Annotated in this window: 11 protein-coding genes, 1 tRNA gene and 1 pseudogene; 2 read left to right on the top strand and 11 right to left on the bottom strand. The window is 42.8% G+C overall.

The features are described from left to right. Positions 1 to 63: 63 nt before the first annotated feature. The gene (locus tag Q0852_RS12670; protein ID WP_299018436.1) at positions 64 to 1,350 is read right to left on the bottom strand and encodes a sulfurtransferase; all 1,287 of its coding nucleotides are present in this window, start codon (positions 1,348 to 1,350) and stop codon (positions 64 to 66) included. A 159-nt stretch (positions 1,351 to 1,509) separates the two neighbouring features. Here Q0852_RS12670 and Q0852_RS12665 point away from each other — a divergent pair, with 159 nt between their 5' ends. Beyond that, a complete protein-coding gene (locus tag Q0852_RS12665; RefSeq protein ID WP_299018434.1) occupies positions 1,510 to 2,385 on the top strand; it encodes a hypothetical protein in 876 nt (291 codons plus the stop codon). Between the two features lie 74 nt (positions 2,386 to 2,459). Here Q0852_RS12665 and Q0852_RS12660 read toward each other — a convergent pair whose 3' ends face one another. Next, on the bottom strand, positions 2,460 to 3,788 hold the full coding sequence (locus tag Q0852_RS12660; RefSeq protein ID WP_299018432.1) for a methyl-accepting chemotaxis protein: 1,329 nt from the start codon (positions 3,786 to 3,788) through the stop codon (positions 2,460 to 2,462). A gap of 674 nt (positions 3,789 to 4,462) precedes the next feature. Further along, the gene (locus Q0852_RS12655) at positions 4,463 to 6,367 is read right to left on the bottom strand and encodes a methyl-accepting chemotaxis protein (protein ID WP_299018501.1); all 1,905 of its coding nucleotides are present in this window, start codon (positions 6,365 to 6,367) and stop codon (positions 4,463 to 4,465) included. A gap of 641 nt (positions 6,368 to 7,008) precedes the next feature. Between Q0852_RS12655 and Q0852_RS12650 the strand changes: the two genes are divergently transcribed. Further along, on the top strand, positions 7,009 to 9,084 hold the full coding sequence (locus Q0852_RS12650) for a methyl-accepting chemotaxis protein (RefSeq protein WP_299018430.1): 2,076 nt from the start codon (positions 7,009 to 7,011) through the stop codon (positions 9,082 to 9,084). A gap of 277 nt (positions 9,085 to 9,361) precedes the next feature. Here Q0852_RS12650 and Q0852_RS12645 read toward each other — a convergent pair whose 3' ends face one another. The 8 genes and pseudogenes from Q0852_RS12645 to Q0852_RS12610 form a co-directional block, all read right to left on the bottom strand. Beyond that, entirely contained in the window at positions 9,362 to 9,613 is a 252-nt protein-coding gene (locus Q0852_RS12645) for a thioesterase II family protein (RefSeq protein WP_299018428.1), read from the bottom strand. A gap of 55 nt (positions 9,614 to 9,668) precedes the next feature. Next, the gene (locus Q0852_RS12640; RefSeq protein ID WP_299018426.1) at positions 9,669 to 10,859 is read right to left on the bottom strand and encodes an MFS transporter; all 1,191 of its coding nucleotides are present in this window, start codon (positions 10,857 to 10,859) and stop codon (positions 9,669 to 9,671) included. A gap of 266 nt (positions 10,860 to 11,125) precedes the next feature. Next, positions 11,126 to 11,317 (bottom strand): beta-ketoacyl synthase N-terminal-like domain-containing protein, encoded by a 192-nt coding sequence (locus tag Q0852_RS12635; protein ID WP_299018425.1) that lies wholly within the window; start codon positions 11,315 to 11,317, stop codon positions 11,126 to 11,128. A gap of 980 nt (positions 11,318 to 12,297) precedes the next feature. Beyond that, positions 12,298 to 12,388 (bottom strand) — tRNA-Ser (locus tag Q0852_RS12630). 129 nt (positions 12,389 to 12,517) lie between these two features. Beyond that, on the bottom strand, positions 12,518 to 13,219 hold the full coding sequence (locus Q0852_RS12625) for a glutathione S-transferase family protein (protein WP_299018423.1): 702 nt from the start codon (positions 13,217 to 13,219) through the stop codon (positions 12,518 to 12,520). Positions 13,220 to 13,295: 76 nt separating this feature from the next. Beyond that, positions 13,296 to 13,838 carry an RNA polymerase sigma factor SigZ gene (gene sigZ / locus Q0852_RS12620; RefSeq protein WP_299018421.1) on the bottom strand — a complete coding sequence of 181 codons (543 nt, stop codon included), beginning with the start codon at positions 13,836 to 13,838 and terminating at the stop codon, positions 13,296 to 13,298. 164 nt (positions 13,839 to 14,002) lie between these two features. Further along, positions 14,003 to 14,471: pseudogene (locus Q0852_RS12615) on the bottom strand (SDR family NAD(P)-dependent oxidoreductase). A gap of 65 nt (positions 14,472 to 14,536) precedes the next feature. Then, positions 14,537 to 15,469 (bottom strand): LysR substrate-binding domain-containing protein, encoded by a 933-nt coding sequence (locus Q0852_RS12610; RefSeq protein ID WP_299018419.1) that lies wholly within the window; start codon positions 15,467 to 15,469, stop codon positions 14,537 to 14,539. Between the last annotated feature and the right edge of the window lie 103 nt (positions 15,470 to 15,572).

Here is a 15,572-nt window from a genome sequence, read left to right as displayed (position 1 = left end):
TTTGATCAATACGAAAAAAGGAGCGCTTTGCGCTCCTTTCAATTATCTTTCCAATTGAATGAGTTAAATGTTTTTCTTCGGCTCACCAGTGGTAGTCGGATTGGCAGGATCACCGCTCCATTCATACCAGCCACCATCAAACACACTGATGTCTTTCCAGCCCATCACATAGGTGTAGAAGAAAGTCTCTGAAGCTCGCCAACCGGTCCCGCAATAGAAAGAAACTTTCTGATCTTTATTAATTCCCCATGGCTGCCAGTAACGCATCATGACATTTGGGCTGACCATAGTCTGATCCGGATTTCGAAAATCTTCCAGGTGCAATGAGTCAGAACCGGCATGCCCCCATTTAGAACCGACAATCCGACCTTTCGGTTTGATATAGGTGTAACCGCTGATCTTACCGATATACTCATCCCAGGTACGGATACTCACCAGTGACTTATGCTCAGGATCAGCCAGAATATCTCTCGCTTCCGGCACATCAATGATGTACTGAGGATTTGCCGGAATCTGTTTGCCAAAATCAACCGGTTCAGCATGGTTGCGCATCGGTTCTGTCTGATAGCCGGCATCAACCCAGGCAGTCCAGCCGCCATTGAGTAACCGCACATCCTTAACCCCGGCGTACATCAGAATATTAGCTGCGCGAGCTGCCGGAATATTATCGCGGCCATACAAAATTACGGTTGTATCAAAGCGAATACCGAGGTTTCTGATCGTTTCGGCCAGCTTTTTATCATCAACCTTATTCCACAATGGCTCTGATTCGATATCGTTGGTATTAAGGTACTGAGCAGACGGAATATGCGATACCAGATATTTTGTCGGCGGGCCGTACGCTACTTCCACAAGTGCGTAGCCTTTCTCAGGAGAATGACTGACATTCTGACCGCCAATCAGCTGTTTCAACCATGATGCTGGAACCAGTTGCTGATAGTTTTCCAATACTTCCAGTTCGCCTTTATAGGCAGTCACGCCTTCTTCAATGAGGCCAACGTTCTTAATACCCAACTGAACTAATTTTTGATGTAGTTTCTCTGCTTTTTCAGCATCACAATAAAGAAAAGTTCTCTTGTCCGTTTGAATACCCTGCTTGTCAAGCAAAGCGGAAAAATCATCAGTATTAAGAGAATCCAGCCAATTCGCATCAATATTAAATGCAGCGGGATAATGGCCTCCACGGCTTTGTCCTTCCTCTGGCCAGCCGTTGTAATGATTACTGGAACGACAATCAATAACCTGATAATCACTCTGATTGAGTTCAGCCAAATCATTGAAACTTGCCGCCATCACCGGGTGAGAAAGCATTGCAACAGAAGATAGCAATAACAGCTTGTTTTTAAACATAATAAACCATAAAAAATGAAATCAGTCGCACATATTACCTGACTAATAGAATGGTTTATTGCTATGCGATCACACTCCCTATATTCCAAAAAGCTGCCATACTATGAACAGCTTATATAATTAAAAATATTTATTATTACGGTTACAGGTGTGTTGCGTATGTATGTCTGGAAAATGATGTCTGCACGATTCAATATATCTGTAATGGTACCGACTGTACTCTCTGCCCTTTCTCTCTCAGGTTGTAGCTCGCTCTCAGACTCAGAATCCAACATCCACACCTATCGTTTTAACGACTATGCAAAAAGCTTCATTACTCTTAATGACACGCGCATTAATGGCGCAGTGGTAGACAAAGGTCTGTTCTATCCTAAAAGTGCTTTCTCATTTACCTACCGCTACTGTGCCAATAGTCCGCAAAGTGCAGCCGATGATATTGAAGAGTTCAATCTACTGGCTAAACGCGTCTGTGATGCCAACCATGGACAGCTAATCCATCAGCAAACTGGTACCTGGTGTGTCTATAACAGCAATACAATTGATGAATACCCATTATTCTATGCCAAAATATCCAGTACTGAATTATGGTCAGACCTATGTCTCGACGGGCCATTTGTCACCCTGAAAGTAGTAGAAAATACCGAAGCAAACCATAACCAGTGGTTTGAAGCCGCCAAAGTACTGGGCTACCAGCCTTATTCAGCCAAACGTCAATTGGTGATCCCTGATTCAACACTCGGACACCTCTATCAGGCTCCACAAGAACCTGTCGCAACCGAGTTATGGAACGAAGAAAGCGAATATATCTACACCAGAATAGGAGCCATCGTCTGCCTGTATAACCGTCCGGCAGATTCTCCCGCCGGCTACACCTACCGGGGCACCGTACACAGCGTTAATGGCGGAATGGTCAAAGTGGCTGCCACAACAAAATTAAGAGGAGATATCAGAACAGCTCCTGCACTAGAGCAACTTGAATGGCATCGATTAGCCTATATTACAGCGGCAGCAAACTCCTGGTTTGTTTGTGGCTAATTGAACTAATTAAATCATTATAAAAAATAAAGGCCATCAATACTCATTGATGGCCTTTTTCAATTTGGTATTAATTAACGCAACTCAAAGAATCGTACCTGATCTTGTACCTGCTGGCTAACATGGTTCATTTCGTCACTACTGGAGACAGTCTCAGAAGATATCTCTGCCGCCTTATTAGACAACTCCTGCACCACATGCATATTAGTACTAATTTCAGCTGCCACCGAGCTCTGCTCTTCTGCTGCCGTTGCAATTTGCTGAGTCTGAGCATTCACCTGTTGGATCATCGACAGGATATCTTCAATCAACTCGTTACTTTCAACAACCCTGCCTTCTGCCGAAGTAGCGATTTCGGTACTTTCAGCCATCATATTAACGGTATGCTCACAGGCAGAACTCAACTGTGTCAGCATGGTCTCAATCTCATTCACCGATGATTGGGAACGTTGAGCCAGACTACGGACTTCATCAGCTACAACAGCAAACCCACGGCCCTGCTCACCGGCGCGCGCCGCTTCAATAGCTGCATTCAATGCCAGCAAGTTGGTCTGCTCGGAAATACCACGGATCACGTCAAGAATACTTTCTATCCGGCTTGATTCATCCCTTAACTGACCGACAACACCCGAAGCCTTATCCAAATTACTTACCAGCCCCATCACAGCATCTTTAGTCTCATTGGATGACTCAATGCCCTTATGAGCCAGCGCTGTCATGCTGTCGGAAGTATGTGCTGTTTCTGATGTATTGTTAGCAATGTCTTTACTGGTAATGGTCAACTCTTCAATTGCCGTCGCCGCCTGAACCGTATTGTCTGACACCTCTGTAGAAACATCCTGAATAGTATTGTTTGCTTCAAGTAGCGCCTGGCTATTGTTAGTAACAACTTGTGTAGAACTACTGATAGCAGCCAGTGTCTTGTTCAGGTTCTGAATCGTTGAGTTTAATGCATCACTCAACTGAGCAATTTCATCCCCGCCTTCAACATCACAATGCGTTGTTAACTTACCCTGAGCCAAATCAACAGCCGCATCTTTAACCCGGTTAATATTACTGATCATTTTGTTTGAAAACAGAACCGCTACCAGAGCTGCAATAAGCAGAGCAACGACAACCGAAACATAAAACATCCACGTCGCGTTGCTGATTGCTTCAGTCGCATCTTTATGTGAAAAATCAGCTGCCTGCTTATTTATTTCGGTCAGCTCATTAAACTGTTTATCCAATTCTGAATAAGAATCACGAAATGCGGCAAACACAGGAAATGGAGCTTTGTTATTTTCGCTTGACTGCATCGCCTTTACGAAAGCGTTTGTCTTATTCTGGAAAGTTAAGATTTGGCGATTCAGCTTTTCAACCAAAGTCATATCACCGTTAAATTCACTTCTCAGCTTCGCCATCAACTCAGGCGTTTCCTTTATTGAACGATCAACATTATAGGTATAGCCATCAACCTGATTTGTTAAATTCAAAAGGTAGGATATTTGTAAGCCCCTGACATTCAACATAATGTCGGTTTGCAAGCTTTTAATATTTTCAAAAGAGATAGTCGCCGAAAAAGTATGGTTATAAAACTGGTTAAAGTTGCTGGCTACTCGATTGTTTGCTGATTTTATAAATAATAATGAAAAAATGAAAATGGAGGAAATGAGAAACACCAAAAAGAGCAATTTGGTCTTTATCGATAGCTGTTTTATATTCATATAGTAACAATTCTCTTTTAATCATTATTTATCAACAAGTTGAAAAATATACGGTAGGGTAATGCAACCTTAGGATAAATAATTTATATCGTTCTGTTAAACCGTCGCCATTTAACATTCACGCATAATACAGTTCCTTTGTGCTCTATACAAACACAAAACACTTAAAAGCAAACAACGGGTAAAAATGCAAAAAACCAGAATATAACACCAGTATCAATACGTTAATTTAAAACCCGATTCACATTTCCTAATTATTAATAATGAAATTAATCAAATCCCCTTCACTAACGCAATTAATTCAATACAAAAAAAGGCTCAATATCACACACTGAAAGTGGTGATATTGAGCCCTTTGATTAATTGTAAACCTATAACTTAAACTTACCGACTACCGATATAAGCTGGCTGTTTGCCGCAGCAAGACTAAGTGTTTCATTCAACGTCGCTTCTTCATTTTGAGACAACTTGCTCACAATCTCACGTATCTCATTCATATTTCTGGTGATCTCTCCAGCAACCGAGCTTTGTTGTTCAGCCGCAGTTGCTATTTGCGTATTAAGATCATTGATATGAGTTACTGACTGGGCAATCGAATCCAGATCACTTGCCACTAAAGAGGTTGTCTCGGCTGATTTTTCACAAGTCGACTTTGTTGTATCCATTGCCGAAATAGCGTCATTCGAGCCATTACGCAAGTTATTCAAGGTCTGCTCAATTTCACCGGTGCTTTCCTGTGTTCTGGCCGCCAGAGCACGGACTTCATCAGCAACCACCGCAAAACCTCGGCCTTGTTCGCCAGCACGGGCAGCTTCAATCGCCGCATTCAACGCCAACAGGTTGGTCTGCTCGGCGATTTCGCCGATCACGTTCAGGACATTAGTAATTTCCAGCGTATCTTTTTCAATAGCGGTAATGCTGTGTGCTGTATTCTCAACTTCATCAACCAATTGCGAAACTGTTTTTGTCGCATTGGTTACCACGACTTTCGAATCCACCACCTGAGCATTGGTTTTGTGGGTAAACTGTGATGCTTCCGCCGCATTATTAGCAACATCTCCCGCTGTCGCGCTCATTTCCTCAACCGCAGCAACAACCTGATCAGTTTCGGATGTATGGGCAGTAAGGACTTTGTGGTTCACTTCGGTCTGCATCTTAAGATGATCGACACTATGTGAAATATGCTGTGAAGCCTGAGAAACATCACGCATCAGCGTTTGCAGGTTGGCAATAAAGGCATTAATCCCCTGAGATATCTGACCGAGATCATCATCACTGGTAACTAGCAAGCGACGAGTAAGATCGCCATTCCCCTGTGACAAATCTGTCACCATTTCTTTTAAAGACAGAATTGGGCGATACAGGAAGTTCAGAATAACCACAACAAGAACTATTCCGACAAATAGCATACCCAATGAGGTGAAAATAGCGTGGGTTAATGCTTTATCTACTTCGGCATAGGCAATGGACTCATCCACACCAATGAACAGATACCAACGTTTACCGTTAACCAGTTCTATTGTTCTGGTAAAAGCCACCTTATTAACGCCATTAAGAGTATAAGGTATCGTAAACTCATGATTAGAAACCATTGCCTTCTGCACATCAGCCATACCCAGGCTATCAAGACGAACACCCACCTTCAGAACTGGAGAATTAGAGGCTAACGCCATTCCCGACTCATCAACAATCGACGTTACGGCACCTGGGAAGTTCACATTCTGAACCGCTTTATTCAAAATCGATAACTCAATATCACCAAGTACAACCCCGTTGCTAACGCGCTTAACGATAGAGATCAGCTTCTCACCAGTCCCGGAATCTGTATAGATATCTGTCACGGCCAGGCTATCAGACCTTTGGCCCAGCTTATACCAAGGGCGGACACGAGGATCATATCTCTCGGTATCTGCCACGCCATGAACCCAAACATCATCGCTTTCATTCATGAAGGCACGGCCATCATCCAATCCAAAAACAATATAACTGAACCCAGAACCATCAGCGGTTAATTTCGCCAGCTTTACAAAAATCTCCGCAGTAAGGCCGGAGTCATAATTGTCAGCAACAGACTGGATCGCTTGGGCCTTGTTACTGAACCAAGTTTCTACCTTTTCTGCCTCATATGACAAAATCGACATTGATTTGTCATTAACGCTCCTAATCGTACTTTCTTTCAGTGAAAGATAAGCAAACCAATTGGATGCAAGCAGGCTTGCTGCAACTAATAATGCAACAGATAGTATTATTGTTTTTTTAAACCCAAGAGAGTTCATTTGTTCAGACCCTTTAATAATGGATATCGCTTTAAAAGGAAGAAAAGCTAAAAACTGCATGTCGCTCACTGACGGGAGCGATTCACAACTGTTCAATCATGATAACTACACACCTTTGATTGTTCTTATTGGCTAGTCATGCAAAATATATACATATTCTTCCAAAGCAGAAGGTCAAGGATTCTAATTCAGGAAGGAGAAAAAGCAAGGCAAAAATAGACATCCTGGTCATAATTCCACCAAAACCAATGAGGATTACATTTAAAAGTTATGTTCATTAAATATACCGCCCAGCAAGCCAAACCAATTGCATAAGACAGTTCTGCCTTATGTGACCAATAATTAAGGCAACACATCAAAAATAAAACAAGATATGTAAGCATATATCAATTTAGTGTATTGAGTCAGCATAGAAGAACAATAGACAACGCATTGTTCAACAACAAATTGATAATACAAATGGTTATTTTTAATAACTATTTATTTAGAGCAAGATCACATTTTTCCCGCCGATAGTTTAATGCCATATATAGATCTGTTCGAATTGAGCATTTTATAATTAGCACACTCACTATATCCAAAACATACACAACCATACTCATTAAATATTGTCCCCCTTATTATTCAGGGAATTAAAAGCCATGAAGTTAACAATAAAGACGAAACTCACTGCACTTTTGTGTATTCCCTTACTTGTTTTAGGGGGATTTTTCATTACCAGTCAATTAAATACCGAAAAAAATGTCCTGGAAGTTGAAAGTAATAATGTAAAGCGCCAGGTTGCTAAATTAATGAATGACAACTTAATGGGGCAAGTTGACACTGTCAGCCGTTCAATCACCGATTATTATGAACAATCAAAACTAGAGAGCATTAAAAGCGAATTAGGAAAAGAAATAACAACGTTTCGCAATACCATTGAAAAAATCTATCAGAATAGCGGTTCCGTTTACGATGCAAAGGCAAATATTAATGCCTTCATTAATGAATACCGTTGGAACAATGGCCGTTACATCTTAGCTTATGACGCCGATTCGATTATCAATATTGCAAACGGTGTGAATAAGAAAATTATCGGTACCAGTTCATTTGACAAAACCGATAAAAAGGGTAACTACTATGCGCAAAACATCGTAAATGCAGCTAAGGGCAGTACGATTGGTTTTAGCAGCTATTACTTCCTAAACCCGACCACCAACAAAATTGAAGAGAAAATCACCGCTTCAGTCTTCTTTGAACCTCTGAATCTTGTTATTGCCACAGGTGAATACATCAGTACGCTTAAACATGACAAGTTACAGGCCGCACTCAACACAATAAGCTCAAGCAAATACGGCGATAATGGCTATTTCTGGGTACAAAACAAAGACGGTAAGATTCTTGCTCACCCGAAAAAAGAAATTATCGGTACAGTTATCCCTTCAACGACACGCCTGATTGCCAATCAGATTCAAGGTAAGTCGGATGTTTTCGTTAAAATCGCGTTCGAAAACCCGACGACCAAGCAAACTGAAAATAAAATGGTCTATGCAAAGAAAGTATTCCCTGAATGGGGATGGGTCATTGCAACAGGCGCTTACGAAAGTGACATCCTTAACATTCAAAAAGGGCTGACTGACGCCACTCAGGAGATTTTCGATGAAAACGTCAGCATGAGCATTACCATTACAGCGGTACTGCTTATTGCCGCCATCGTTATTGCGATAATTTCTCTTAACGCTATCATCAAACGTCTGGTGGTTCTCAAAGCGCGCATTGATACCCTTTCAACCGGTGAAGCGGATTTGACCTCGCGCATTAATATTGTCTCGGATGACGAACTGGGTGATATTGGCAAATCAGTCAACAAGTTCATCACCTATCTCCAATCAATGATACTGGATATCTCGCAAGCCTCTTCGCACATCACCGATGGCATCCAGGAGCTTAACCAGCAATCAGAACGCAACAACCAGGCTCTGGCTAACCACGCATCAGAAACCGATCAGGTTGTTACCGCTATTACCGAAATGAGTTCAACAGCTGACACCGTTGCGCAGAGTGCAACAGATACAGCAACCAACACCCAGAAGGCCAATGACGAGGCGATGACTTCTAAAACTATCGTAGAAGAAGCTTCTAATAGTGTTATGGCCCTAGTTGATGAAGTGAGTGTTGCATCCACCAGCATTAACACCATGAATGAAAATACCCAGCAGATCGTGAGTGTGCTTGGTGTGATTGGTGAAATTGCTGAACAGACCAACCTACTGGCGTTGAATGCAGCTATTGAAGCAGCACGTGCAGGCGAACAAGGCCGAGGCTTTGCCGTCGTTGCCGATGAAGTTCGTTCGCTTGCCGCACGCACGCAAACCAGCACAGCAGAAATCAATGAGATTCTGACCAAGCTACGTGAAGATGCGTCAAGTGCCGTCGCTGCCATGGACGTTACTAAATCAAGCTGTGAGAATACGGCCGAGAATACAGCCAAAGTTTCTGAAAGCCTTGATGCGATGACTAATTCAATTGTTGAGATCAACGATCTGAGTTTACAAATCGCCACCGCTTCTGAAGAGCAAAGCTCAGTAACTGAAGAGGTCAACCGTAATATGAGCAATATACAAGAGATGGTTTACGAACTGACTAAAAACAGCCAGGCAACCGTTGACAGTACCCAGAGCCTTTCTGCAGCCAACGCCCAACTAAGCGCGCTGGTTAGCAAATTTAAATTGCAATAAAACTGACAGTAAGACCATAAAGAGAAAAACCGCTGATCATTCGGCGGTTTTTTTGTCAAAAAGATCACAGGGCTAGGTATGCCAAGATTAATTAATTGAAAGCAACACTGTTTAGTGACAAAACACACCACCCAATACAAATGATTATCATTAGAGGGTTAAATCTCCAAGCGTGTTTTTAATAAACCGTCAATGGCCATTATCGTAGTTGGTTAGTCTTACTACAAACAACGCTGGTGTTATTAATATTATTATGTGCCACACCATCAATTCAGCTTCACAATGCATACGGCCTGTCGCAATAGCCTTTCAGCTCTTGATATAACTGACCGGATAGCGTCTGAATATCATTCACCAGAGCTTCTTGCGCTCGTGTACCATGGCCCGGCATCTCAACCAGAAAAACATCCAGCCACTCGGGTAACTGAGAGATCAACTTCAGATAGGCCGACGCATTTCCACCGGCAAAAGGAAAGCAGAACACCCTCACTGACGCCGTGTTTTTCGGAGGAAACAATAACACAGCCATCGATCACACTATCATCATTCTATTCATTCACGAGTCCTTAAGTTCAGTGCATAGCCTAGGCAAGCTCTTCAACGACGTTTTCCCGGCTAAACCACACGTACATTGAGGCGATAACAAGGAGCAATAACAACACGCTGTAGACCCAAGTTCCAATCTCGGCATAAAGACCTGCTCCGATAAGCGGTCCGGCAATGAACCCCAATGACATGGCGGCCTGAAGAGCTGCCGTCACCTGCCCCTGAAGCTGGGCTGAAAACGACAGTGATGCTTTGCTGATAATGCCCGGATAGGCGAAACCAAAACCGACGCCCAGCACGGCAAAGGCAACCATTACACCAACCAGGCCCTTAGCCAGGAAGAAGATAGCCAAAGCCACCAATATCGATGACAAACCTATCGTGATTAGATGACTGCCACTGAACGTCCATTTTTGAATAACCACACCTTGGCACAAAACTGATGTGATCGCGCAAATCATAAAGGCTATACCTACCCACTGCGCTGTAGTTACGGCATCAAATGAGAGCAAGTCCTGGAGCGAGAAGGCGATGGTTTGCTGTATTGCAGAAAAAATCGCGTATACAGTCACCATCAAGATGAAATATGACCGTATCTTAACGTCGGTAAAGTGCAGTTTCTCTATCGGGCCGGACTGACTTTGCTGAGGCGGTGTCCCTTTAATCTGGCGAACCGCAAACGGGAGCGGTAGCAGCATGATGAGCGCACTAAATACAATAGGAACAAGTATCCCTGCCGATACCATTGCACTCCCCGCTGCGGGGCCAATAATCATACCTAGCCCGAACATCATTCCTATCATCGCCATCTTCGCTGGCCGTTCTTCGGCGCTGGTGTTGGAGATCAAATAGGTTTGTGCTGCAGGCATTATCGCGGCGGTAAAAAATGCAAACAGGCAACGTGTTAATACCAACAATAAAAAGATCGTTATCACCGATATTTCAGAATCAATCGCAGCCCATAACACATAAGCAAACGCCATATTAAAAATGGCGTATCCTGCCACCCCAAGCATTAATGATTGTTTACTGCCGGCCCTATCGACGCGACGTCCCCAGAAAGGTGAGGAAATAAACGAAACAAAAGCGGCCGCACTGATCACCAGCCCGGTTTGCAATTCTGTCATCATCAATTCACGAGCCAAGGCCGGAAAAATGGCGAAGACAATAGACTGCCCAGCCCCAACCATTAATAGGAAGAAATATATAAAACCAAATTTATTACGCATATATCTACCCTTAACTATGAGTTAATTTGTTTTATGGCTTGGCCACATTTGATAGCCGGTGAGCAATAATCAATACAATACAGCCTTTGAATATTTCATCGATCGCCTGTTGAATGGCATATTCGTTTTCCACATCAAGAGACGCTGTCGCTTCATCAAGAATGATGAATATCGGCGTGCTTCAACAAGGCACGGGCAATAGAAAGCCGCTGAAACTCGCCGCCTGAAAGCGGGTACCACCATCTCCGATCATCGTGTGATAGTCGTCAAAGAACGACATAATCAAATGGTACCTTTAACATTGCAGCCGATCCTTTTGCCTGCTTGAATACCTCCCCACGACGCTCACACAAGGGTGAAACACAGGAATAGAGACGACTCAGAGAGTCCCATAAATCAATCGCAGAATGAATATCTGACGGAAAACGGCAAGAAACTCCGACAACAGCAATGTCCATGTATAAGTCCTTCATATACCCAGAGATATCGGAGAAAAGACTCTACATGATAATGGTTAGTATTTACACCATAAAGAGGAGGAATACTTCGTGTTACTCGTTCTTTATTACATAAACGAGAACTTGTTCTCAAATATATAAGTAGAGGTTATCTTATTTTTATTCACAATTAACATTCCATTAATTAATAACACTTCTATCTTTATTTGCTCCTCTAAGTTAATTTTATTTTTTAACTATACTAGTAATCATTAAAGGGACTTGATTTTTAGTCAAACATTATGGCCTATTGCCTTATTGAAAAAGCGCAAGCGGAACATCAATTTCACGATAGCTGAGTTTATAAGAAACGTAATGGCGAACAACCTGTAGGATGATATCGGAAAGAAAATGACGACAAGAGCCCAAACGTAAAAACAGATGTGATGTAAAAACAATAATGTACATCCACATTCTTGCCGAGTGGCCACCGGTTGGATAACGGTTTCCGAACTTTAAACGTCAGCTTCAATGATGAGGCTGCAATCATTGATACTGCATCAAAGCCAAAAATATACCCCACGTTATGGTAAAACGCCTTAAATATAGATTCTTGGTAAAAAAATAATAGTGTTACATATTCTTCTTTAGACAGTTGCGCAAGTGATGGAAATGTAAAAAGGAATCTCTTTGAGCACCCTGAGTGAACACGACCGACCTGATGGCTGTAAATATCATGACACACATTAGGTATGTCCACTGACACCGCTGTATCCTCGGCAAGATACTGTGATCGCATCAAAGTCACGACTTCATGTAATTTCAATCTAAATGAGAGGGAATTTTCGGAAGGATTCGAACCCTAGGCATCGCGATGCGAAAAAATAAATATCACTAGTTTCTTTAAGCAAGTACATATGTCCCACCTTTTTATCATGGAGCGACATTTTCAAAGTGCAGAAACTAAAAAACCGCTGATAGTTCAGCGGTTTTCTTTAATGTGGCGGAGAGATAGGGATTTGAACCCTAGATACGCTACAAACGTATGCCGGTTTTCAAGACCGGTGCTTTCAACCACTCAGCCATCTCTCCGTAAGTGCGGCGGATGATACGGCCTTAAATTAAACTTGTAAAGCGTGAATTTATTAGCACAGAACCAACCGTTCAAGTATTGAGCAAACTGAAGCTATTAAGTCAAAATCCGCTCTTTTCCTTATCGCATCAACAACAGCTACTGCTGCAACGTGAAGCAGACTGGCTACTACAACTTTCACCACCGTTGCCGAGATAAGTCGCCTCAGACAGATAGAAACCGGTAAACACACCTTCAAAATCAACAGATACAGAACGCTCTGCCAATCCTGTTGCCATTAACGCCTGCTGCCATGCCTTCACTTTCGGAAAATCGGACAGAAAGTCATACTTGGTATGCTTCTCAATAATATCAGCGCGATGAAGTAAAGGCAGCCAGGCAATATCAACATTGCTCAGTGATTCACCTTTAAAGTAAGGGCCATCACCTAATACTTTTTCTGCCTTTGCAAAGGCTTTGCTAAGGTTAACCGATCTTTCTGCAAGGGTTTCACAATCCGGGCTTCTCATTGCACCACACTGAACAAGATACTGCTTCGCCCCCTGATAACTCCATGCACGATCGATTGCTCGTTGTTCTGGCGACACGTCACTCTCAAGCGATCCATAAGCCTCATTGATATACTCAACGATGGCTTCTGACTCAAATAACGCAGTACCATTTTCGGTGACCAGAACAGGCACCTGACCATTAGGAGACAAATCGAGAAACCATTGCGGCTTATCTTTCAGGCTGATGTACTCAATATCATAGGCAATGTTCTTCGCTTCCAGTAAGGCTGTAACACGTTGAACAAACGGACAGATTTTAAAACTAATTACTTTGATCATCTTTTTCTCTCATTGTCTTCAAAAGTACTTATAAGACGAAGATAGATTGAAAAAGACGAAGAAAAATCAAATTTTTTTAGCATTTATTGCAATGCTTTGATTTTAAATCACAATCTATGACGTTGCCGTGCTGATCAATAGAGAGAAGGCAGCAATCTTCAAAGGATTTACGCAATAACATCCGACCTTTCTGCACCCGGGATTTCAAAGTGGAGTAGCTGATCCCCTGCTTTTCCGCATACTCTTTTTGAGACTGGCCATGCACATCAATTGCGGAGATCAATTCAGACATATCTGCTGGCAACGCCTGAATAAAAGGAAGCAGGCACGGAGACAGAGCTTCTTTGATATCAGAATCTTTCTGTTCATACCAAAGGTCATCAGAACTTAGTCCCCGTGTTTTTGCTTTATCCCGGTAAAAATCAATAATGGCATTACTTGAAACCTGGAAAAGCCAAGACTTAATACTGGCCTGCTCTTTAATCGCATGCAGGTTTTGGTAGGTTTTTATCAGAATATCCTGGAGCAAATCATCAACATCATCGGCATCAGATACCCGTGAGTGTAAAAAAGCCCTGATTGCCGCCTGATACTCTTTCCAAACAAGCTCGATATTCATTTGCTGCTCCGTTGAACTGCTTCTTACTTAAATACTAACCGCGCGCATGATACGCCTAATGGAAAAATAAAAAAGCCTGCACAACAACCTCCATACCCGTTTTATCCACAGGAAGAAGTTGCTGGTGCGCAAGCTTTCAGAAATAAACTCAGTCGGGGAAAGTGCTAATTCCGGTTAATCGTAATATCAGAGGCGAAGCCATGCTCAGTTGCTATCAGGGCCTGTTTGAGCATCATGGCGGCTTCATCGGACTGCCCTTCGGCTCCAGCCGCACAGACTCCACCAGTCCTTTAACCGCCCACTTCGCGGCGCAATAAGTTGATTCACCCGCCTTGGCAACCTGAGCAACAGTAGACATCACAATCACAACATTAACTTTATGATTACGATAACGAGCGACCAGCTCACGCAGCAAATAGATAGTCGAACTGACATTATTCTGAATTAAATCATTGATAGCCTGAGGATCCTGCTCCTCAATCGGACCGAAATACCCGCTACCTGCACAATGGATAACCGTATCCGGCACCAGCTCAAGGCCATCCAGCAGCGCAGCAACGTCTTCCCGTCCGCGTTATATAACTTCGCTAGTGCAGCGCCAAGGCCGCTACTTGCTCCTGTAATCAAAATCATATTGATGCTCCAAAATCCTTCACGAATTGATTCACATCATTCCTGTTAAGTAATCTGTATTTTCCTTAAAGCGAAGAATACTGGCTGCGGATCATCTCTATAAAATGCGCCACAATCGGCGAGTTATTTCTTCGGTCATAAAGCGCACATAAATCAGCAGGAAGTGGCTCTTTCAAATGAATAAACTTCACGTTATCCCATTTATTGCTGCTGAAACTCTCTGGCACAACAGAGATCAACTCGCTGGTAGCCACTACCGCCATTATCGTGCCGGGTTCAATCACCTCCTGCACAATCTGTGGGTGACAGCCTTTTTCCTGGCAGGCATGGATGAACATTTCTGCCGAGGCAGAATTACGCGTATCGAGAAAAACAAATTCCTCATTATCCAACTCAGTAACAGATATGGCCTGTCGTCCGCTCAACGGGTGATCATCTGATACGACAACACATAAGTTTTCCCGAAACACGGTTTCAGAACAAAGCGGATGGATATTGAAAGAATCAGCATAGCGAGACAGGCCGACGTCGATACTCTTATCGAGTAAACGCTTTTTCTGTTGCCGCGGAGAAAGTTCCACAAAATTAAAATGATAGTCGGGATATTGGTTTTTAAACCGTTTCAACACCGAACCAAAACCGGCGTAAAAGACGGAGCTCACAAGCCCGATATTGATAACCTTGTTTTGCTCCCGTCCGACCTTAATCGCATTGTTTAATGCGCTGTCGATGGTATCGAAAATCCGTACGCACTCTTTTTTCAGCTGCATGCCGACTTTGGTCAGCTCCACATTGCGCGAATCACGAATAAACAACTCGTAACCGAGCAATGCTTCAAGTTCTTTGATCTTCGCACTGAGCGGTGACTTAGTAATGTTTAAGCGTTCGGCTGCCTGGCCAAAATGCTCATGCTGAGCGACTTCATAAAAATAGCGCAGCATTTTCAGTGAAATACGCCCTTTCGACACAAAGCTTTCTGTTATCTCATTCTTCACCATTTTTGCAGTCCTGCACTATGGTTAGGTTTACCGCTATTTTGCATATTCTTGTTATAGACAATGTGACCTGAATAACAGCCTTTGTTGTTATTTGCCAAATTCA

The sequence above is a fragment of the uncultured Photobacterium sp. genome (genome assembly GCF_947502415.1).
GTDB lineage: Bacteria > Pseudomonadota > Gammaproteobacteria > Enterobacterales > Vibrionaceae > Photobacterium.
This window is presented reverse-complemented; position numbering and strand designations above follow the sequence as displayed.